The organism is Pseudoxanthomonas sp. PXM02, from assembly GCF_014851805.1.
Lineage (GTDB): Bacteria > Pseudomonadota > Gammaproteobacteria > Xanthomonadales > Xanthomonadaceae > Pseudoxanthomonas_A.
This window is the reverse complement of record NZ_JACVAK010000006.1, coordinates 60693-80348: the sequence shown is the minus strand read 5'-3', so window position 1 is coordinate 80348 and position 19656 is coordinate 60693. Positions and strand designations below refer to the sequence as shown.

The window sequence follows — 19656 nt, the reverse complement described above, 5'->3', positions numbered from 1 at the left end:
ATCGGAGGAGCGGCGAAGGCCGCTTCTTCATGTTCCCGGAAAGGGCCGCATTGCGGCCCTTTTTCGCGGAAGAGGGCGTATTCCGCTACCATGGCGGCCCCTTGACCGACCGGAGCAGTCGCGCCACCCGCGCGACGGCGAGTCTCCGGCGACCCTCCTCTTCACGGTTGCCTCCTTCATGCTGCCCCTCGTCGCCCTGGTGGGCCGTCCCAACGTCGGCAAGTCCACCCTGTTCAATGCGCTGACCCGCAGTCGTGACGCGCTGGTGCACGACCAGCCCGGCGTGACCCGCGACCGCAACTACGGTGTCTGCCGTCTGGACGAGGAAGACCCCTTCCTCGTGGTCGATACCGGTGGCATCGCCGGTGAAGAAGAAGGCCTGGCCGGTGCCACGGCGCGTCAGGCGCGGGCGGCGGCCGAGGAGGCCGACCTGGTGCTGTTCATCGTTGATGGCCGCGAGGGTGCCTCCGCGCTCGACGACGAAATCCTGGCCTGGCTGCGCAAGACGGCGCGACCCACGCTGCTCGTCATCAACAAGATCGACGGCATCAACGAGACCACCGCCATCGCGGACTTCGCGCGCTATGGCTTTGCCGATGTCATCACCATTTCGGCCTCGCACCGCCAGGGCATCGACGACCTGCTGGAAGAAGTGCAGCAGCGGTTGCCGGAAGAGGGTGCAACGGTCGGACTCGACAACGACCCTGACCGCATGCGCGTGGCGTTCGTCGGCCGCCCGAACGTGGGCAAGTCCACGCTGGTGAACCGCCTGCTGGGCGAAGAGCGCATGATCGCCTCGGAAGTGCCCGGCACCACGCGCGATTCCATCGCGGTCGACATGGAGCGCGACGGTCGCCAGTACCGCCTGATCGATACCGCAGGCCTGCGCCGCAAGGGCAAGGTGGAAGAGGCGGTCGAGAAGTTCAGTGTGGTCAAGACGCTGCAGGCGATCGAACAGTGCCAGGTCGCCGTGCTGCTGCTGGACGCCACCGAAGGCGTCACCGACCAGGATGCCAGCGTACTGGGGGCCGTGCTCGACGCCGGCCGCGCCCTGGTGGTCGGCATCAACAAGTGGGATGGACTGACCACCTACCAGCGCGAACAGGCCGAGGCGCTGTTGGCGCGCAAGCTGAGCTTCGTGGAATGGGCGGAAGTGGTCCGTATCTCGGCGCTCCATGGCTCGGGCATGCGCGAGCTGTTCAAGGCGATCCACCGTGCGCACGCCTCGGCGACGAAGCAGTTCGGCACAAGCGAGGTCAACAAGGCCCTGGAGATCGCCTACGAAACCAATCCGCCGCCGAGCATCCGTGGCCACGTCTCCAAGCTGCGCTACGTGCATCCGGGCGGCGAGAATCCGCCGACCTTCATCGTGCATGGCACTCGCCTGAAGGTGCTGCCGGAGTCCTACAAGCGCTACCTGGAAAACTTCTTCCGCAAGCGCTTCAAGCTGGTTGGCACGCCGGTCCGCTTCATCTTCCGCGAGGGAGCTAATCCCTACGAGGGCAAGAAGAACGTGCTGACCGAGAAGCAGATCGCCAAGAAGCGCCGCCTCATCCGGCACGTCAAGCGCGGCAAGTGACGGGTTACCCGACCCGTATCGATTTCGCCACCGCTGCGGAAATCATCCGCAGCGTCGCCGGCAACCGGATGCTGAAGGCCGAACGCATGCCGGTCAGCCGGGCCAGTGGTCGCATACTGGCGGAGGGCATCGTTTCGCCGATTGCGCTGCCGCCGTTCGACAACAGCCGCATGGATGGCTTTGCGTTTGCCCACGCCAGCCTCGCACAGGATGACGCTACGACGTTGCGTCTCGCCGGTGAGCAGTTCGCCGGCCCGTTGCAGGACCTCGATGTGGGCATCGGAGAATGCATCCGCATCACCACCGGTGCGCCGCTTCCGGCCGGTACCGATACCGTCGCCATGAAGGAAGCCTGCGTTGAGGTCGATGGTCAGGTCCGCGTCCCGGCGGGACTGTCGCGGGGCAACGATGTGCGCCGTGCCGGCGAGGACGTGGTGGCCGGCGCGCATGTGCTCTCGGAGGGGCAGTGCCTGACGCCGGCGCGCGTCTCGCTTGCCGCGGCCCTGGGCATTGCGTCGCTGGCGGTCACGCAGCGGCCGACCGTCGCCGTGTTCACCACCGGTGACGAACTGGTGGAACCCGGGCTGCCCTTGGCGCCTGGCCAGATCTACAACAGCAACCGCGAACTGCTGATGGGGCTGCTGCGTGCGGAGGGCCTTGAGCCGACGGCGTGGCCGACGCTGCCCGACGATCCCGAACGCATGACGACCATGCTCACCGACGCGGCCGCCGCGTTCGACGTGGTCATCACCTGCGGCGGCGTGTCGGCGGGCGAGAAGGATCATCTGCCTGGACTGCTGGCTGCGCAGGGCCGCATCCAGTTCTGGAAAGTGCGCATGAAGCCCGGCATGCCGGTGCTGTTCGGCGAAATGGACCGTGCCCTGTTCCTCGGCCTGCCGGGCAATCCGGTATCCGTGCTGGCGACGTTCCTGACGCTGGGTCGCGAACTGCTGGATGGCCTGCAACGCCGGCGTGAACCACGACCGCAATGGAAGGCCGTCCTCGCCGCGCCCTGGCGAAAGACCCACGAGCGGCTTGAATTCCTGCGCGGCTCGCTGGCCAGCGGGACCGATGGTCGCCTTCAGGTAGTGCCGAACGGGGCCGATGCCTCGCACCAGCTGCGTGCAGCCGCCGACAGCAATGCACTGATCGTGCTGCCCGAGGGCCTGCAGGATTACCGTGTCGGCGATGTCGTCGACGTGATCGGCTGCTGATCCGGACGGCATCGCGACTTGCGCGATAATCGCCGCATGGCCATCCGCGAAATCGAACCCTGTGACGTCGCCGCGCTGCTCGCGCAGGGTGGCGTGTTCATCGACGTGCGCGAGGAGCACGAGCGCGCCAGCGGACAGGCGGAGGGCGCGCGCGGCATCGCGAAAGCCACGCTGGAGCGCGACCCGGCCGCCCATCTGCCGGACCGCGACGCCACCATCATCCTGATCTGCCAGAAGGGCGGCCGCTCGCTGGACACCGCGCGCGTGCTGGAAGCATCCGGTTACACGCGTCTGGCGTCCGTCGCAGGCGGAACCTCGCGCTGGATCGAAGAGCGCCTCGCAATCGTCGTGCCGGTGCAGTCGGACGACCAGCGCGACTTCAACGAACGCTACTCACGTCATCTGTTGCTGCCCGAAGTCGGGGTGGCGGGCCAGCAGCGCTTGCAGCGTGCGCGCGTTCTGATGATCGGTGCAGGCGGGCTTGGGTCGCCCGCCGCGTTCTACCTGGCGGCGGCCGGGGTAGGCCAGCTGCGCATCGCGGACGACGACGTCGTCGACCGCAGCAACCTGCAGCGGCAGATCCTGCATACCGAAGCGCGCATCGGCGAGCCGAAGGTCGCGTCGGCGCAGGCGACGCTGGCGGCGCTGAATCCACGCACTCGCGTGGAAGCGATCGCCGAACGCGTCACGGCGGAGAACGTCGAGCGCCTGCTCGAAGGCGTGGACGTGGTGCTGGATGGCGCGGACAACTTTCCTGCCCGGTATCTGCTCAACGACGCCTGCGTGAAACTGGGCAAGCCGCTGGTCTATGGCGCCGTGCAACGGTTCGAAGGGCAGGTGAGCGTGTTCGATGCCGGGCGTCACCGTGGCGAGCAGCCGTGCTACCGCTGCCTGTTCCCCGAACCACCGCCGCCGGAGTTCGCACCCAACTGCGCCGAAGCCGGCGTGCTCGGCGTGCTGCCGGGAGTGATCGGCCTGCTGCAGGCCACGGAAGTGATCAAACTGCTGCTGGGCACCGGCGACACGCTGGCGGGCCGACTGCTGCATTTCGATGCGCTGGCCATGCGCTTCCGCGAGACCCGGCTGCGCCACGATCCGGACTGCCCGGTGTGCGCGGCAGGACGGCCATTTCCGGGCTACATCGACTACGCCGCGTTCTGCCGCACCGGCTGATCAGTAGGTCGCGCGCATGCGCAGGCCGTCGCGGAACTGCCGCGGCGTGATGCCGGTGTCGCGTTTGAACGCGGCGCTCAAGTGGCTGTGGCTGGCGAAACCGCAGGCGAGCGCGATATCGGTGATGTCGTCGCTGCGGTTGAGCAGGTACCAGCGTGCGCGGCGCAGCCGCTGCGCCAGGATGTACTGCGCGGGTGTCGTGCCGAAGGTGCGCCGGAACGCAATCAGCAGCTGGTGCACGCTCAGGCCGGCCAGTGCTGCGAGGTCGGACAGTGCAATGCGCTGGCCCAAGGCGCTTTCGATGTGGTCGCTGAGCTGGCGCGCCATGCGGGGCGCGAGTGATGTCGGCGACATCGTGGGCGGAACAGGCAACCGGTAACCCTCGTACAGATGCTGGCGCAGCAGCAGCTGCAGGCGCTCAGCCATCATCGTCGACACATCGTCGTCCTGCTGGCTGAGCCGCCCCAGCCGGGCGACGCTGTAGTGGAGGAACTCGTCACGATGCCCGAGCCTCGGCATCAGGCCTTCGATCGGGACACGCCGGTCGACGCCGACATCCACGTCGGCCATCGGCGAGACACGCAGTTCGGCGTAGGTGATGACCTGTCCTGTCGCCTGGCTGGCGTAGCGCTTTCCGGCGGGCACCAGCCAGATGTCCCCGGGCGAGGGCGGAATATGGGTGGCACCGACGCCGTCGATCTCGGTGTCCAGTTCGCGCATCGCGCCGCCAAGATGGACGATGACCGTGTGGCGCGGTTCGTCGATGGCCCACAGCGTGCGCTGGCGGATGTCTTCCCGGCACAGCAGCAATTCCACGCCCGGCCAATGCGCCTGCGCCAGTACCCGGTATTGCGGCATGGAGCCGGGCACTGGATCGTCCGCCGGCGAGCCCGTCTCATGCGTCTCACTAATGTGAGCTGACACCGGAGAATTTGATAGCGGATGGGACATCGTGAAAGCCCGCCGGAATGCTTCCACCGCATCTTAGACGTGCCTCGTCGCGCTGCCCACTCCACGGTTGCCGGCGAGTCTCCGTCCCCTGCCAGGAGCATTCCCATGACCGATCATTCCATCCAGGGCAAAGTCGCCCTGATTGCCGGCGGCGCCAAGAACCTCGGCGGCCTGATTGCCCGCGATCTCGCACAGCAAGGCGCTGCTGCCGTTGCTATCCACTACAACAGCGCGGCCAGCAAAGCCGATGCGGAGGCAACCGTCGCCGCCGTCCAAGCCGCGGGAGCGCAAGCCGTGGCGCTGCAGGGTGACCTGACCACCGCCGCCGCAGTCGAACGCCTGTTCGCCGACGCGATTGCGGCGGTCGGCCGTCCCGACATCGCCATCAACACGGTCGGCAAGGTGCTGAAGAAGCCGATCACCGAGATCTCTGAAACCGAATACGACGAGATGTCGGCGGTCAACGCCAAGACCGCGTTCTTCTTCCTGAAGGAGGCCGGCAAGCACGTCAACGACAACGGCAAGGTAGTCACGCTGGTCACCTCGCTGCTGGGCGCGTTCACCCCGTTCTACGCCTCGTACGCCGGCACCAAGGCGCCGGTGGAGCATTTCACCCGTGCTGCGGCCAAGGAGTTCGGCGCGCGCGGCATCTCGGTGACGGCGATCGGTCCGGGGCCGATGGATACCTCGTTCTTCTATCCGGCCGAGGGCGCGGACGCCGTGGCGTACCACAAGACCGCCGCCGCGCTGTCGCCCCACAGCAAGACCGGCCTGACCGATATCGAAGACGTGGTGCCCTTCATCCGCCATCTGGTCAGCGATGGCTGGTGGATCACCGGGCAGACCATCCTGATCAACGGCGGTTACACCACCAAGTGAGTCCTGCGGCCGGGCGGCGTCCTGCCGCCCGTCCCGTCTTGCCCCATGTCGCGCGGTACGCCCTTGCGATAACGTGGGTGCACCGGATCACCACCGCAGAGGAAGACCTTCATGCGTACCTTGATCTTCATCGTTGTCGGCCTGTTGCTGGTGGGCATCGCGATGTGGCTGACCCGGCCCGGCAAGCGCCCTGCCGCTGCTGCGGTCTTCAGCATTGGCTGGCTTGCGGCCGTGCTCTGGAACCTGCGTACCGGCATGTCGCACGGATATTCGTTGCAGGAAGAACTGCCGATCCAGGCGGTCATTTATCTGGTGCCGGTCGCGGCGGCGTGGTGGTTGGCGTGGAAGACGAAGCAGCGCTGACACTTCTGTCTAACCCGGACGTTTGCTCATGAAAACACCCGCGCATCCCCTGTTGCGGCCGGCAGGGCAGCCTGCCCGCGTGGCCAACGTCGAACTGTTCTTCGACCTGGTCTACGTGTTTGCCATCACCCAGCTGTCTCATCACCTGCTGGAACACCTGACCTGGCTCGGTGTACTGCAGACGGCGACGCTGTGGTTCGCGGTCTGGCTGGGCTGGCAGTACACCGCCTGGGTCAGCAACTGGTTCAACCCCGAGCATCTGGTCATCCGCACGATGCTGATGGTGCTGATGGGCGTGGCGCTGCTGGTATCCGCTGCCATTCCGGAGGCGTTTGGCGAGCGCGGCTTGCTGTTCGCCTGCAGCTTCGCCGCCATCCAGGTTGGGCGCACGCTGTTCGTGCTGTACAGCCTCGGGCGTGGACACGTACTGACGCCCAACTTCCTGCGCATGTTGTGCTGGCTGCTGGTGTCGGCGGGGCTGTGGATCGCGGGCGGGTTGAACGAGGGAAGCACGCGCCTGGCGTTGTGGCTGTTGGCGGTGGGCTGCGAATACCTGTCGCCGATGGCCGGCTTTCCGGTTCCCGGGCTGGGGCGCTCGCGGACCTCGGACTGGACCATCGACGGTGGCCATCTGGCGGAGCGTTGCCAGTTGTTCGTCATCATCGCGCTGGGCGAATCGGTACTGGCAACCGGCGCGTCATTCGGTCAAGCGGCGCACCCGGGACCCGCCGTGTGGCTCGCCTTCCTGGTGTCCTTCATTGGCTGTGTCGCGATGTGGTGGATGTACTTCGACACCTCCAGTGGCGATGCGGCGCACGTGATCGAGCACTCGGACGATCCGGGACGGTTGGGCGCCTACTTTCACTACGTGCATGTGCTGCTGATTGCCGGTGTCATCGTCTGTGCAGTGGCAGACGATCTGGTGGTGGCGCATCCACTGGAGTCGGTGAAGGCGAAGTACGCGGCGGTGCTCGTCGGTGGTCCGTTGGTCTACCTGCTGGGCAACGCGCTGTTCAAACGTGTCGTGTACGGGCGCTTCCCGTTGTCGCATACCATCGGCATCGGTGTATTGCTCGCGATGTGGCCGGTGCTTCCCCGGGTCAATCTGCTGGTCGCAGGCGCGCTCACCACGACCGTGATGGTGCTGGTGACGGTATGGGCGGCGTACTACCGGCGCCATGGCCGAGGCATCGCGCACGCGCATACCCCAGGCTAGGGACGGCAAGGCGGGCACCATCCGGTAGACTGCCGGCATGAGTGCAGAATCCGGTGCCAGCCAACTGGTCAGTGTCGTCGCCCTGTTGGGCGCCGCGGTCGTTACGGTGCCGCTGTTCCGGCGGCTGGGTCTGGGATCGGTCCTGGGCTATCTGGCCGCCGGCCTTGCGATCGGCCCGTTCGGACTGAAGTGGTTCTCCGATCCGCAGTCCATCCTGCATGTCGCCGAACTCGGCGTAGTGATGTTCCTGTTCGTCATCGGCCTGGAGATGCGGCCGAGTCACCTGTGGAGCCTGCGCAAGCAGATCTTCGGGCTGGGCGCACTGCAGATCGCCGTATGCACGTTGCTGCTGACCGGTGTCGGCCTGCTGTTCGGCTATTCGCTGCCGGTGTCGTTCATCGGAGGCATGGGCTTCGTGCTGACGTCCACCGCCGTAGTGATGCAGCTGTTGGCCGAGCGCGGCGACGTGGCGCTGCCGAACGGCCAGAAGGTCGTCTCGATCCTGCTGTTCGAAGACCTGTTGATCGTGCCGCTGCTGGTGCTGGTCGCCTTCATGTCGCCGCAGGTGGTGCAGCCGGAGGAGGGCTCCCGCTGGGTGTCGATCGGCATCGCGGCGGCCTCGCTGGGCGGATTGGTCGCCGCCGGCATCTGGCTGCTGAATCCGTTCTTCCGCATCCTGGCCGCCGCCAAGGCGCGCGAGGTCATGACTGCGGCGGCACTCCTGGTGGTGCTGGGTGCTGCCCTGCTGATGCAGCTGGGCGGGCTGTCGATGGCCATGGGCGCGTTCCTGGCTGGCGTGCTGCTATCCGAGTCGACCTTCCGTCACCAGATCGAAGCCGATATCGAGCCGTTCCGCGGCATCCTGTTGGGCCTGTTCTTCCTCGGCGTAGGCATGGCGCTGGACCTGGCCGTGGTGGCCGCTAACTGGCCGCTGATCGTCAGCGCGGTACTGGCGATGATGGTGGTGAAGGCTGTCTGCATCTACGTGGTGGCGCGCATGACCCGCAGCGCACACGCAGAGGCGCTGGACCGTGCGGTGCTGATGGCGCAGGGCGGCGAGTTCGCCTTCGTGCTGTTCGCTGCTGCGGCGTCGGCCGGCATCATCGATGCTACGGTCAACGCCAACCTGACCGCCATCGTGGTGCTGTCGATGGCGCTGACGCCGCTGTTCGTGCTGCTGCTGCGCCGGTTCACCCATCCGGACAAGCCCTCGATGGAGGGCATCGAAGAAGCCAAGGGTCTCAGCGGCAGCGTGCTGATCATCGGCTTCGGGCGCTTTGGCCAGGTGATGAGCCAGTCGCTGCTGGCGCGCGACGTGGACGTGACCATCATCGATACCGACATCGAGATGATCCGTAGTGCCGAGGAGTTCGGCTTCAAGATCTATTACGGCGACGGCACCCGCCTGGACGTGCTGCGTGCCTGCGGTGCGCAGACGGCGCAGTCGATCGCCATCTGCATCAACGACAAGGACGCCGCCAGCCGCATCGTCGAACTGGTCCGGCATGAGTTCCCGCAGGCGCAGGTGCTGGCGCGCTCGTTCGACCGCGAGCATTCGCTGGCGCTGATCGCCGCCGGTGTCGATTTCCAGATCCGCGAGACGTTCGAGTCGGCGGTGGAGTTCGGCAAGGCAGCATTGATGAGTGTCGGCACCTCGCCGGAAGACGCGGACGCGATTGCGCTGGAGATCCGCCGGCGCGACGCCGAGCGGTTCGAACTCGAGATCGCAGGCGGTGGCGACCTCAGATCCGGCATCCCCGCGCTCTACGGCAATGCCAAGCCGGCCAAGCCCACGCCGACCCCGTTCACCAAACCCAAGCGCGAGGCGAAGGCGTTGAACGAGGAGGCCGCTGAGGCGATTGGCGAGGAAGAAGAGGAGTAGCCGACGACGATCAGTCGGCAGGCGTGAGGAAGCTGCGGATCGCCGGCCAGTAGGCGGGATCCGCCGACAGGTCGTCGTGGCCTGCACGCGGAAAGTCCACCACCTGTGGCTGTCCCTTGTATGCGGCCAGCAGCCGGTCGGTATGCGGCGGCGGTACCACCACGTCCCGGCCGGCGCGCAGCACGAGCAGTTTTCCCTTGTAGCCGGGCAGACGTGCAGCGGAATCGTAGCGGTCCTTCAGCAACAGGCCGACCGGAAATGCCGGGTAGTGCGATTGCGCGACGGCGGCCAGGCTGTCGAACGGCGTCACCAGTACCAGGTTCCTGACCGGGCGCGCCGACGCCACATGGGTCGCCACGCCACTTCCCAGGCTGCGGCCGATTACGGCCACGTCGCCCTCTGGATGGCGTCGCGCGATGTCGTCATACACCGCAAGCGCATCGGCCTGCAGCGCAGCCTCCGACGGTTCACCATCGCTCGCGCCGTAGCCACGATGGGCCACCAGATAGACCGTGCGGGACGGCAGCCACTGGGCGAACACGTCGCGGTTGGCTTCCACCGCTTCCGCGTTGCCACCGAAGTACAGCACTGCATCCGGATGGCCGGGGTTGACGATCCAGCCTCGCAGGACGGCATCAGGTCGGGTGACCGCGAAGTCGGTCTGGTCCGCGGCCACCCGCGTGAACTGCGGGTAGTAGATCAGCCGGCGTTGCTGGACGTAGAGCAGGGCGCACAGTGCCAGATAGATGGCGAGGACGGCGAGGGCGCCCCACAGCAGCATGCGTCGGAGGCGAACCTCAGCCATGGCGCTCCTGCGCGGCCTTGAACGCGGCCAACTGCTCAGGCGTCGCCTCCTGCTGGTGCTGCGCCTTCCAGTCGCCGAACGGCATGCCGTAGACGCGTTCGCGCGCTTGTTCCTTATTCATCGCGATGCCGACGTCCTCCGCAGCCTCGCGATACCAGTCGGCCAGGCAGTTCCGGCAGAAGCCCGCGAGGATCATCAGATCGATGTTCTGCACGTCCGGACGGTCCTGGTTGAGGTGTTTCAGCAGGCGGCGAAACGCGGCGGCTTCGAGGGCGGTGGTGTCGGTCATGGTGTGAAGACGTCCTGGACGCGCGAAGCGGGTCGCGCAGGGTGGGGGGAATCGGGGACAATACGCATCGACTCTACACCGCCCCTGCTCATGACTGCCCGAATCCTGGACGGCCGCCGCATTGCCGAGAACCTGCTGGACGAACTGAAAGTCCGGGTCGACGCGCGCGTGTCGGCGGGCCTGGGCAGGCCGGGCCTGGCGGTGGTGCTGGTGGGGGGTGATCCGGCATCCACCGTGTACGTGCGCAACAAGCGTCGGGCGGCGGAGAAGGTCGGCATCGAGGCGTTCGACTACGACCTGCCGGCGGGCACGACCGAGGCGCAGCTGCTTGCGCTGATCGACCAGCTGAATGCCGATCCCAAGATCCACGGCATCCTGGTGCAGCTGCCGCTACCGGGCATTCCCGATGCGACGCGCCTGATTGAACGCATTGATCCGCGGAAGGACGTCGATGGCTTCCATCCGGCCAACGTCGGCCATCTGGCGCTGCGCCAGTTCGGCCTGCGCCCGTGCACGCCGCGCGGCATCACCACGCTGCTGGCCTATACCGACCAGCCGGTGCGCGGTCGCAACGCGACGATCGTCGGTGTCAGCAACCATGTGGGCCGACCGATGGCGCTGGAGCTGCTGATTGCCGGCTGCACCGTCACCAGCTGCCACAAGTTCACTCCGCGCGAGGTGCTGCAGGCCCGCGTCGGCGATGCCGACATCCTGGTGGTCGCGGCGGGCAAGCCCGGCCTGGTCCCGGGCGAATGGGTCAAGCCGGGCGCGGTTGTCATCGACGTGGGCATCAACCGTCTGGACGACGGACGGCTGGTGGGCGATGTCGGCTTCGATGCCGCCCGGGAGAGAGCCAGCTGGATCACGCCGGTGCCGGGCGGGGTGGGGCCAATGACCGTGGCCACGCTGATGCAGAACACGCTGGAAGCGGCCGAAGCGGGCCTCTGAGCCGCGCTTTTTGCTGGTTGTGGGAGCGACGCAAGTCGCGATGAGGTGCCCGGACTCCCCACCGCGACTTGCGTCGTTCCCGCACCTGGGCATGGCGGCGCCGGGAAAGCATCGTTCCAGCTGCGCAAGCAGGCGGAAGCCTCGCCGATCAGGGTATAATGCCGCGCTTCCCCAACTATCCGGGCCCGCCGATGCTGCGCATCCAGGCTGAAGCACTGACGTACGACGACGTCTCCCTCGTCCCCGCCCATTCCACCGTCCTGCCCAAGGATGTCAGCCTGGAAACGCGCCTGACGCGCGACCTGCGGCTGAAGCTGCCGATCGTCTCGGCCGCCATGGATACCGTCACCGAGGCCCGCCTGGCCATTGCCATGGCCCAGTTGGGCGGCATCGGCATCCTGCACAAGAACCTGACCGTCGAACAGCAGGCCGCCGAAGTGGCCAAGGTCAAGAAGTTCGAGGCCGGCGTGATCAAGGAGCCCTTCACCGTCGGGCCCGAAACGACGATTGCCGAAGTGCTCAAGCTCACCCGCGCGCGCAACATCTCCGGCGTGCCGGTCGTCGATGGCGGCCAGCTGGTCGGCATCGTCACCAGCCGCGACATGCGCTTCGAAACGAAGCTCGACGATCCCGTCCGCCACATCATGACCAAGAAGGATCGCCTGGTCACGGTGCGCGAAGGCGCCAGCGACGGCGAAGTCCTGCAGCTGCTGCACAAGCACCGCATCGAGAAGGTGCTGGTGGTCAACGACGCGTTCGACCTGCGCGGTCTGATCACCGTCAAGGACATCCAGAAGAAGACCGACAACCCCAACGCCGCCAAGGACAGTGCCAGCCGCCTGGTCGTCGGCGCTGCGGTGGGTGTTGGCGGCGATACCGACCAGCGCGTCGAAGCCCTCGTTGCCGCAGGCGTGGACGTGATCATCGTCGACACCGCGCACGGCCACTCTCAGGGCGTGCTCGACCGCGTCAGCTGGGTCAAGAAGCGCTTCCCGCAGCTGCAGGTCATCGGCGGCAACATCGTCACCGGCGACGCCGCGCTGGCGCTGATGGACGCCGGTGCCGATGCCGTGAAAGTCGGCGTGGGCCCGGGCTCCATCTGCACCACGCGTATGGTGGCCGGTGTAGGCGTGCCGCAGATCACCGCGATCGACATGGTCGCCGAAGCGCTGCAGGACCGCATCCCGCTGATCGCCGATGGCGGCATCCGCTACTCGGGCGACATCGGCAAGGCGATCGCCGCGGGCGCGTCGACGGTGATGATCGGCGGCCTGTTCGCTGGCACCGAAGAAGCGCCGGGTGAAGTCGAACTGTTCCAGGGCCGCAGCTACAAGAGCTACCGCGGCATGGGTAGCCTGGGCGCGATGGAGAAGGGGTCCAAGGACCGCTACTTCCAGGACGCCAGCGACGCCGACAAGCTGGTGCCGGAAGGCATCGAAGGTCGTGTGCCGTACCGCGGTTCGGTTGGCGGCATCATCCACCAGCTGGTCGGCGGCCTGCGCGCCACGATGGGCTACGTGGGCTGCGCGACCATCGAGGACATGCGCAGCAAGCCCAAGTTCGTCGTCATCACCGGCGCGGGCCAGCGCGAAAGCCACGTGCACGACGTGCAGATCACCAAAGAGCCGCCGAACTACCGGATGGGCTGATCGTTGCCAGAGAAGGGAGACGCCAGCGTTTCCCTTCTTCGTTTATAGCCGCAGGACACCATGACGAATATCCATACCGACAAGATCCTCATCCTCGACTTCGGCGCGCAGTACACGCAGCTGATCGCCCGCCGCATCCGCGAGATCGGCGTCTACTGCGAAATCTGGGCGTGGGACCACGACCCGGAGGAGATCGCGAAGTTCGGCGCCAAGGGCATCATCCTGTCGGGCGGTCCGGAATCCACGACCCAGCACGGTGCACCCGCCGCGCCTCAACAGGTATTCGACAGCGGCCTGCCGATCCTCGGCATCTGCTACGGCATGCAGACCTTGGCTGCGCAGCTGGGCGGCGCGACGGAAGCCGCCGACGCGCGCGAGTTCGGCCATGCCGAAGTGCAGCTGGTCGCGCACGACGCGCTGCTGGGTGGCCTGAGCGACCACCAGGGCGAGCCGCGCATCGACGTGTGGATGAGCCACGGCGACCATGTCGCCAAGGCGCCGCCGGGCTGGACGATCACCGCCACCACCGACCGCATCCCGGTCGCGGCGATGGCGCTGGAAGAGAAGCAGTGGTACGGCGTGCAGTTCCATCCGGAAGTGACGCATACCAAGCAGGGCCAGACGCTGCTGCGCCGCTTCGTCGCCGACATCTGCGGCTGCAAGACGCTGTGGACCGCCGCCAACATCATCGACGACCAGATCGCGCGCGTGCGCGAGCAGGTGGGCTCTGATGAAGTGATCCTGGGCCTGTCCGGTGGCGTGGATTCCTCCGTCGTCGCTGCGCTGCTGCACAAGGCTATCGGTGAACAGCTGACCTGCGTGTTCGTCGACACCGGCCTGCTGCGCTGGCAGGAAGGCGACCAGGTGATGGCGATGTTCGCCGAACACATGGGCGTGAAGGTCGTGCGCGTCAATGCCGCCGACCGCTACTTCAAAGCGCTGGAAGGCGTCGCCGACCCGGAAGCCAAGCGCAAGATCATCGGCAACCTGTTCGTCGAGATCTTCGAGGAAGAGTCGAACAAGCTGAAGAACGCCAAGTGGCTGGCGCAGGGCACGATCTACCCGGACGTGATCGAGTCGGCCGGCAGCAAGACCGGCAAGGCGCATGTCATCAAGAGCCACCACAACGTTGGCGGTCTGCCCGAGCACATGAAGCTGGGCCTGGTCGAACCGCTCCGTGAGCTGTTCAAGGATGAAGTGCGTCGCCTCGGCGTCGAGCTCGGCCTGCCGCGCACGATGGTCTACCGCCATCCGTTCCCCGGTCCGGGCCTGGGGGTGCGCATCCTCGGCGAGGTCAAGCCGGAGTACGCCGAACTGCTGGCCAAGGCCGATGCCATCTTCATCGACGAACTGCGCAAGGCCGACCTGTACGACAAGACCTCGCAGGCGTTCGCGGTGTTCCTGCCGGTGAAATCGGTAGGCGTGGTCGGCGATGCGCGCGCCTACGAGTGGGTCATCGCGCTGCGGGCGGTCGAGACGATCGACTTCATGACCGCGCATTGGGCGCACCTTCCGTACGACTTCCTCGGCACGGTCAGCAACCGCATCATCAACGAGCTGCGCGGCGTATCGCGCGTGGTCTACGACATCTCCGGCAAGCCTCCGGCCACCATCGAGTGGGAGTGATGGTCGAGCCCGGCCACGAACACTGGATGCGGCGCGCGTTCGCATTGGCGGATCGCGCCGAGCGCGAGTTCGACGAGATTCCCGTTGGCGCCGTGCTGGTAGGCGCTGACGGCCACGTGCTGGGCGAAGGCTGGAACCGCAACATCCTTGACCACGATCCCACGGCACATGCCGAGATCGTGGCGATGCGCGAGGCGGGCAGGGCGGTGGGCAACCATCGGCTGCTCGGCAGCACGCTGTACGTCACCTTGGAGCCCTGCGCAATGTGCGCGATGGCGCTGGTGCATGCACGCGTGGCGCGTATCGTCTACGGGGCGACCGATCCCAAGACCGGCGCCTGCGGCAGTGTGTTCGACCTGGTAGCGGATCCGCGCCACAACCACCGCATCGAGGTGCTGGGTGGTGTACTGGGCGAAGAGGCGGGTCGCCGGCTGACCAACTACTTCCGTGCGAAGCGCGGTCGACCGCTGGTCTAGGGCGTCGGAAACTTCCGCTTTACCTTGCGGTGATCCATTTCTTCGTTGATCGCCGTGACCGCCAGCGTGGACTCGCGCGCCAGCAGCAGGCTGGCCGCCAGCATCGCGACCACGCCCAGTGCGGCCAGCCACGTGGGCAATGAGCCCAGCCGGTGCCCTGTGAACGTGTCCACCGCCACTGCCAGGCTGGTGCCGACGAAGCAGCTGATCGCGGCATAGAGCAACTGGCCCGCGCGCAGGATGATCAGGCTGCGCAGGCGCTGCAATGCGATGCGCCGCTCAAGCAGCGAACGCTCGGTCTCGTCCTCGACGTCCGCCAGTTCACGCAGCAGGGTGCGGGCGCGGTCGATGATGCGCGCCAGGCGGTTGTTGGCCGACAACAGCAGCGATGCGGTCGCGGTCAGGAAGAACGCCGGTGCGAGCATCGCGGTGAGGACGGCGTGATCGGTGGTGGGGTTCATGGGCCGGTCGCCGGAGTGGTCTGCGTTATCATGACACGATGCGGCACGACCGCATTCCCGGTGTGGAACGGCCGGACCTCCTTCCTGTCATGGACTGCTGCATGGCCTCGAACAACGCGAGTACCGACCGCCTGATCTGGATCGACCTGGAAATGACCGGGCTCGACACCGACCGCGACTCCATCCTGGAGATCGCCACGGTCGTCACCGATTCGAAGTTGAACGTACTGGCCGAAGGTCCGGAGTTCGCCATCGCCCATCCGGTGTCCGTGCTGGAAGCGATGGACGACTGGAACCGCAACCAGCATGGTCGCTCGGGTCTGTGGAAGCGGGTCGTCGAGAGCGAGGTGTCGCTGGGACAGGCCGAGGCGCAGACGGTGGCCTTCCTCAACGAGTGGCTGCCGGCCGGCGCGTCGCCGATGTGCGGCAACTCGATCTGCCAGGACCGTCGGTTCCTGCACCGGCTGATGCCGCGCCTGGAGAAGTATTTCCACTACCGCAATCTCGACGTCAGCACGTTGAAAGAGCTCGCGCGCCGCTGGGCGCCACAGGTGCTGGAAGGCGTCCGCAAGCAGGCCAGCCACACCGCGCTGAGCGACGTGCGTGATTCCATCGAAGAACTACGCCATTACCGCAAGCATATGGCGGCACTGGCAGAGTGATGCGTAGAGCGGAGCTTGCTCCGCCGCGCTAGCAGTACAGCCGAGCAGGCTCGGCTCTACGCCACCGGCTTGGCAACGTCGCCATCATCAGCGACGCCCTTGGTGATGATGTCCGTCAGCGGCGTGCCGTCGCTGTTGTGGTGGTACACGTGCAGGTCGCGCTGTGGATACGGGATGTTGAGGCCGTTGCCGATGATCTCGGTCCGCACGGCTTCGGTCAGATCGCTCTTGGTTTCGCCGAAGTCCTTGGTTTTGGTCCACGCCAGCAGGATCAGATCGACGCTGCTTTCGCTCAGCTTGGACACGATGACGCTGGGCGCCGGCTCCGGCAGCACATGCGGGTGATCTTGCGCGATCTTCAGCAGAATCTGCTTGGCGCGCTTGAGGTCGTCGTCGTAGCCCACGCCTACCGGGATGTCGATGCGGCGATGCGGCTTCGCGGTGAAGTTGATGATCGGCGCCGTGGTGATCAGGCTGTTCGGCAGCACGATCAGGCGGTTGTCGAGCGTACGCATGCGCGTCTGGAAGATACGGACCTCTTCGACCACGCCTTCCAGCCCCGCCGCCTGCACGAAGTCCCCATCGCGGAACGGACGCAGCACGATCAGCATGACGCCGGACGCGATATTCGACAGCGAGTCCTTCAGTGCCAGGCCGACGGCGAGGCCGGCGGCGCCCAGCACCGCGAGCATCGAGGTCGGGTTCACGCCCAGCGAGGTGAGCGCGGTGATGATCACCAGAACCATCATGGCGGCGTAGCTCGCACGGCGCAGGAACCCGCCCAGCGTGGCATCCGCGTGCGTCCGGCCCAGCACGCGCTCCAGTCCCGTGCTCAAGCGCTTGGCCAGCCACATGCCGACCAGGAAGATCAGGGCGGCGGCGAGCAGCTTCAGTCCCCAGGTTTCCAGCAACTGCAGCCAGTCGATGCCGCGCAGTTCGCGCATCAGCGCCGCAGGTTCGGTGGGGATCTCGGTAAGGGCGGGCGCGGTGGCGGTGGCAGCGGGGGTCGGCATGGGCACTCCTGAAATGCAGCACGCCCCATCAGGGGCGTGCCGGGTTTACAGGAGGATGGTAACCGCCTTCGCGTGAAGAAGGTCGCAGCCGGTATCAGCCGGCCTTGGTCTTCGCGAGTCGCAACCAGGTGTCGACCACGGTGTCGGGATTCAGCGACACCGATTCGATACCTTCGGCCATCAGCCACTCGGCCAGGTCCGGATGATCGCTCGGCCCCTGACCGCAGATGCCGACGTACTTGCCCTTGGACCGGGCCGCCTTGATGGCCATCGACAACAGCTTCTTGACCGCAGGGTTCCGCTCGTCGAACAGGTTGGCGACGATGCTGGAGTCGCGATCCAGGCCCAGGGTCAGCTGGGTCAAATCGTTGGAGCCGATCGAGAACCCGTCGAAGATGTCGAGGAACTCGTCGGCGAGCAGCGCATTCGACGGTACTTCGCACATCATGATGATCTTCAGCCCGTTCTCGCCCTGGCGCAGGCCATGCTTGGCCAGCACCTCGACGACCTTGCGGCCTTCTTCCAGCGTGCGGACGAACGGGATCATCACCCACAGGTTGTCCAGGCCCATCTCGTCGCGCACGCGGCGCACGGCCTGGCATTCCAGTGCGAACGCCGGCTCGAACGACGGATCGACATAACGGCTGGCGCCGCGGAAACCGATCATCGGGTTCTCTTCATGCGGCTCGTAACGCGTGCCGCCGATCAGGTTGGCGTACTCGTTGGACTTGAAGTCCGACAGGCGCACGATGACCGGGTGCGGCGCGACCGACGCGGTGATCGTGGCAATGCCTTCCGCCAGGCGATCCACGTAGAAGCTGACCGGGTCGGTGTAGCCGGCGGTCTTGGCGTCGATCTTCTTGCGGACGTCCAGGTCCTGGCGGTCGTATTCCAGCAGCGCCAGCGGATGCACGCCGATGTGGCTGGCGATGATCATCTCCAGACGGGCGAGGCCGATGCCGGCATTCGGCAACTGGCCGAAATCGAATGCGCGCTCGGGGTTAGCGACGTTCATCATGATCTTGAGCGGCGCTTCCGGCATCGCGGCCAGATCGGTGGTGGTGCGCTCGAACGGCAGGTTGCCGGCATAGATGAAGCCGGTGTCGCCCTCGGCGCAGCTGACGGTTACTTCGACGCCGTCCGCGACCAGGTCCAGCGCGTTACCGGTGCCGACCACGGCGGGGACGCCCAGTTCGCGCGCGATGATGGCGGCATGGCAGGTACGCCCGCCGCGGTTGGTGACGATGGCGCTGGCGCGCTTCATCACCGGCTCCCAATCGGGATCGGTCATGTCGGCGACCAGCACGTCGCCCGGCTGCACGCGCGCCATGTCGTCCAGCGAGCGCACCACGCGGGCGACGCCGCTGCCGATCTTCTGGCCGATGGCGCGACCTTCGGCGATCACCTCGCCGCGCTTCTCCAGCGCATAACGTTCGATCTGCGTGGCCTTGGCTCGCGACTTCACCGTCTCCGGCCGTGCCTGCACGATGAAGAGCTTGCCCGTCACGCCGTCCTTCGCCCATTCGATGTCCATCGGGCGGCCGTAATGCTGCTCGATGACCAGCGCCTGCTTGGCCAGTTCGTGTACGTCCGCGTCGTTGATGGAAAACGTGCCGCGCAGTTGGGCCGGCGTGTCCTCGGTGCGCACGCGCTCACCGGGAACATCTGAATACACCATGCGCAGCGCCTTGCTGCCGAGCGCGCGGCGGAGGATCGCCGGCTTGCCCTGCTTCAGGGTGGGCTTGTAGACGTAGAACTCATCAGGATTCACCGCGCCCTGCACGACCATTTCACCGAGACCGAAACTGGAGGTGACGAACACGACGTCCCGGAAGCCGGATTCGGTATCGAGCGTGAACAGCACGCCTGACGAGCCCACGCCCGAGCGCACCATCAGCTGCACGCCCGCGGACAGGAACACGTCCTCGTGCTTGAAGCCATGGTGCACGCGATAGGCGATCGCGCGGTCGTTGTAGAGGCTGGCGAAGACTTCCTTCACCTTGTGCACGACATCGTCGGCGCCGGTGACGTTGAGGAAGGTCTCCTGTTGGCCGGCGAACGAGGCGTCGGGCAGGTCTTCAGCGGTGGCCGACGAGCGCACGGCCACGGCGACATCGCCGCCACCGTTGTCGGCCGAGAGCTTGGCGTAGGCCGTGCGGATGTCGGCATCCAGATCGGGCTGCAGCGGGGCGTCGATGACCCAGCCGCGGATCTCCTTGCCGGCCGCCGTCAGCGCCGGCACGTCCTCGACGTCCAGCGTGGCCAGCTTGTCGAAGATGCGCTTGGACAGGTCGTTGTGCGCGATGAAGGCCTTGAAGGCCTCGGCGGTGGTCGCATAGCCTCCCGGGACCGAGACGCCCAGGTTGGCCAGATGGCCGATCATTTCGCCCAGCGACGAATTCTTGCCGCCGACGCGGGCCAGGTCGGCCAGGCGCAGCTCGTGCAACCACAGGATGTTCTCGTTCAAGCG

18 protein-coding genes are annotated in these 19656 nt (G+C 66.4%); 12 read left to right on the top strand and 6 right to left on the bottom strand.

The genetic code is table 11. From position 1 onward, the window contains the following. The first annotated feature begins 178 nt into the window (after nt 1–178). From der to moeB, 3 genes are read left to right on the top strand one after another with little or no spacing between them, the layout of a single operon-like run. Nucleotides 179–1579, top strand: a complete 1401-nt coding sequence (der, locus tag IB225_RS19850; RefSeq protein WP_192314632.1) for a ribosome biogenesis GTPase Der — start codon at nt 179–181, stop codon at nt 1577–1579. Continuing rightward, complete coding sequence (gene glp / locus IB225_RS19845; RefSeq protein WP_192314630.1) at nt 1576–2793, top strand: gephyrin-like molybdotransferase Glp; 1218 nt, start codon at nt 1576–1578, stop codon at nt 2791–2793. The genes der and glp overlap by 4 nt, the downstream gene beginning before the upstream one ends. Before the next feature lie 18 nt (nt 2794–2811). Next, entirely contained in the window at nt 2812–3966 is a 1155-nt protein-coding gene (gene moeB, locus IB225_RS19840; protein ID WP_192314628.1) for a molybdopterin-synthase adenylyltransferase MoeB, read from the top strand. Here the strand turns inward: moeB and IB225_RS20695 are convergent, their stop codons facing one another. Continuing rightward, nucleotides 3967–4836, bottom strand: coding sequence for an AraC family transcriptional regulator (locus tag IB225_RS20695; RefSeq protein ID WP_192314625.1), 870 nt, complete (start codon nt 4834–4836; stop codon nt 3967–3969). It abuts the gene before it with no gap. 186 nt (nt 4837–5022) lie between these two features. Here IB225_RS20695 and IB225_RS19830 point away from each other — a divergent pair, with 186 nt between their 5' ends. The 4 genes from IB225_RS19830 to IB225_RS19815 all read left to right on the top strand — a co-directional run bounded on the left by IB225_RS19830 (nt 5023) and on the right by IB225_RS19815 (nt 9257). Further along, a complete protein-coding gene (locus IB225_RS19830) occupies nt 5023–5796 on the top strand; it encodes an SDR family oxidoreductase (RefSeq protein WP_192314622.1) in 774 nt (257 codons plus the stop codon). A 111-nt stretch (nt 5797–5907) separates the two neighbouring features. Further along, nucleotides 5908–6159: a hypothetical protein gene (locus IB225_RS19825; protein WP_192314619.1), complete on the top strand. Its 252-nt coding sequence runs from the start codon at nt 5908–5910 to the stop codon at nt 6157–6159. A 28-nt stretch (nt 6160–6187) separates the two neighbouring features. Beyond that, nucleotides 6188–7375: a low temperature requirement protein A gene (locus IB225_RS19820; protein WP_192314616.1), complete on the top strand. Its 1188-nt coding sequence runs from the start codon at nt 6188–6190 to the stop codon at nt 7373–7375. A gap of 37 nt (nt 7376–7412) precedes the next feature. Continuing rightward, nucleotides 7413–9257, top strand: a complete 1845-nt coding sequence (locus tag IB225_RS19815; RefSeq protein WP_192314613.1) for a monovalent cation:proton antiporter-2 (CPA2) family protein — start codon at nt 7413–7415, stop codon at nt 9255–9257. Between the two features lie 10 nt (nt 9258–9267). Here the strand turns inward: IB225_RS19815 and IB225_RS19810 are convergent, their stop codons facing one another. Further along, nucleotides 9268–10062: an alpha/beta hydrolase gene (locus tag IB225_RS19810; RefSeq protein ID WP_225584147.1), complete on the bottom strand. Its 795-nt coding sequence runs from the start codon at nt 10060–10062 to the stop codon at nt 9268–9270. Then, nucleotides 10055–10351 (bottom strand): DUF1244 domain-containing protein, encoded by a 297-nt coding sequence (locus tag IB225_RS19805; RefSeq protein WP_192314579.1) that lies wholly within the window; start codon nt 10349–10351, stop codon nt 10055–10057. The genes IB225_RS19810 and IB225_RS19805 overlap by 8 nt, the downstream gene beginning before the upstream one ends. Before the next feature lie 90 nt (nt 10352–10441). Here IB225_RS19805 and folD point away from each other — a divergent pair, with 90 nt between their 5' ends. From folD to tadA, 4 genes are all read left to right on the top strand, one after another. Further along, nucleotides 10442–11299 carry a bifunctional methylenetetrahydrofolate dehydrogenase/methenyltetrahydrofolate cyclohydrolase FolD gene (folD, locus tag IB225_RS19800; RefSeq protein ID WP_192314575.1) on the top strand — a complete coding sequence of 286 codons (858 nt, stop codon included), beginning with the start codon at nt 10442–10444 and terminating at the stop codon, nt 11297–11299. A gap of 191 nt (nt 11300–11490) precedes the next feature. Continuing rightward, the gene (gene guaB / locus IB225_RS19795; protein ID WP_192314731.1) at nt 11491–12948 is read left to right on the top strand and encodes an IMP dehydrogenase; all 1458 of its coding nucleotides are present in this window, start codon (nt 11491–11493) and stop codon (nt 12946–12948) included. 60 nt (nt 12949–13008) lie between these two features. Next, nucleotides 13009–14574, top strand: coding sequence for a glutamine-hydrolyzing GMP synthase (gene guaA / locus IB225_RS19790; RefSeq protein ID WP_192314572.1), 1566 nt, complete (start codon nt 13009–13011; stop codon nt 14572–14574). Then, nucleotides 14574–15050 (top strand): tRNA adenosine(34) deaminase TadA, encoded by a 477-nt coding sequence (tadA, locus tag IB225_RS19785; protein ID WP_192314569.1) that lies wholly within the window; start codon nt 14574–14576, stop codon nt 15048–15050. Before guaA ends, tadA begins: the two co-directional genes overlap by 1 nt. On the opposite strand, the gene IB225_RS19780 is transcribed toward tadA, so the two are convergent. Continuing rightward, the gene (locus IB225_RS19780; RefSeq protein ID WP_192314566.1) at nt 15047–15511 is read right to left on the bottom strand and encodes a DUF2721 domain-containing protein; all 465 of its coding nucleotides are present in this window, start codon (nt 15509–15511) and stop codon (nt 15047–15049) included. The genes tadA and IB225_RS19780 overlap by 4 nt on opposite strands. 101 nt (nt 15512–15612) lie before the next feature. Between IB225_RS19780 and orn the strand changes: the two genes are divergently transcribed. Beyond that, complete coding sequence (orn, locus tag IB225_RS19775; protein WP_192314563.1) at nt 15613–16173, top strand: oligoribonuclease; 561 nt, start codon at nt 15613–15615, stop codon at nt 16171–16173. A gap of 56 nt (nt 16174–16229) precedes the next feature. Here the strand turns inward: orn and IB225_RS19770 are convergent, their stop codons facing one another. Both IB225_RS19770 and ppsA read right to left on the bottom strand, forming a co-directional pair. Next, complete coding sequence (locus tag IB225_RS19770; RefSeq protein ID WP_192314560.1) at nt 16230–17186, bottom strand: mechanosensitive ion channel domain-containing protein; 957 nt, start codon at nt 17184–17186, stop codon at nt 16230–16232. Nucleotides 17187–17280: 94 nt separating this feature from the next. Next, nucleotides 17281–19653: a phosphoenolpyruvate synthase gene (gene ppsA / locus IB225_RS19765; RefSeq protein WP_192314557.1), complete on the bottom strand. Its 2373-nt coding sequence runs from the start codon at nt 19651–19653 to the stop codon at nt 17281–17283. Between the last annotated feature and the right edge of the window lie 3 nt (nt 19654–19656).

Excerpts from the sequence above, each read along its gene's own strand:
- der (WP_192314632.1), top strand. The coding sequence starts at position 179 with ATGCTGCCCCTCGTCGCCCTGGTGGGCCGTCCCAACGTCGGCAAGTCC.
- IB225_RS19830 (WP_192314622.1), top strand. The coding sequence starts at position 5,023 with ATGACCGATCATTCCATCCAGGGCAAAGTCGCCCTGATTGCCGGCGGC.
- IB225_RS19825 (WP_192314619.1), top strand. The coding sequence starts at position 5,908 with ATGCGTACCTTGATCTTCATCGTTGTCGGCCTGTTGCTGGTGGGCATC.
- IB225_RS19820 (WP_192314616.1), top strand. The coding sequence starts at position 6,188 with ATGAAAACACCCGCGCATCCCCTGTTGCGGCCGGCAGGGCAGCCTGCC.
- IB225_RS19815 (WP_192314613.1), top strand. The coding sequence starts at position 7,413 with ATGAGTGCAGAATCCGGTGCCAGCCAACTGGTCAGTGTCGTCGCCCTG.
- IB225_RS19810 (WP_225584147.1), bottom strand. The coding sequence starts at position 10,062 with ATGGCTGAGGTTCGCCTCCGACGCATGCTGCTGTGGGGCGCCCTCGCC.
- IB225_RS19805 (WP_192314579.1), bottom strand. The coding sequence starts at position 10,351 with ATGACCGACACCACCGCCCTCGAAGCCGCCGCGTTTCGCCGCCTGCTG.
- folD (WP_192314575.1), top strand. The coding sequence starts at position 10,442 with ATGACTGCCCGAATCCTGGACGGCCGCCGCATTGCCGAGAACCTGCTG.
- guaB (WP_192314731.1), top strand. The coding sequence starts at position 11,491 with ATGCTGCGCATCCAGGCTGAAGCACTGACGTACGACGACGTCTCCCTC.
- guaA (WP_192314572.1), top strand. The coding sequence starts at position 13,009 with ATGACGAATATCCATACCGACAAGATCCTCATCCTCGACTTCGGCGCG.
- tadA (WP_192314569.1), top strand. The coding sequence starts at position 14,574 with ATGGTCGAGCCCGGCCACGAACACTGGATGCGGCGCGCGTTCGCATTG.
- IB225_RS19780 (WP_192314566.1), bottom strand. The coding sequence starts at position 15,511 with ATGAACCCCACCACCGATCACGCCGTCCTCACCGCGATGCTCGCACCG.
- orn (WP_192314563.1), top strand. The coding sequence starts at position 15,613 with ATGGCCTCGAACAACGCGAGTACCGACCGCCTGATCTGGATCGACCTG.
- IB225_RS19770 (WP_192314560.1), bottom strand. The coding sequence starts at position 17,186 with ATGCCGACCCCCGCTGCCACCGCCACCGCGCCCGCCCTTACCGAGATC.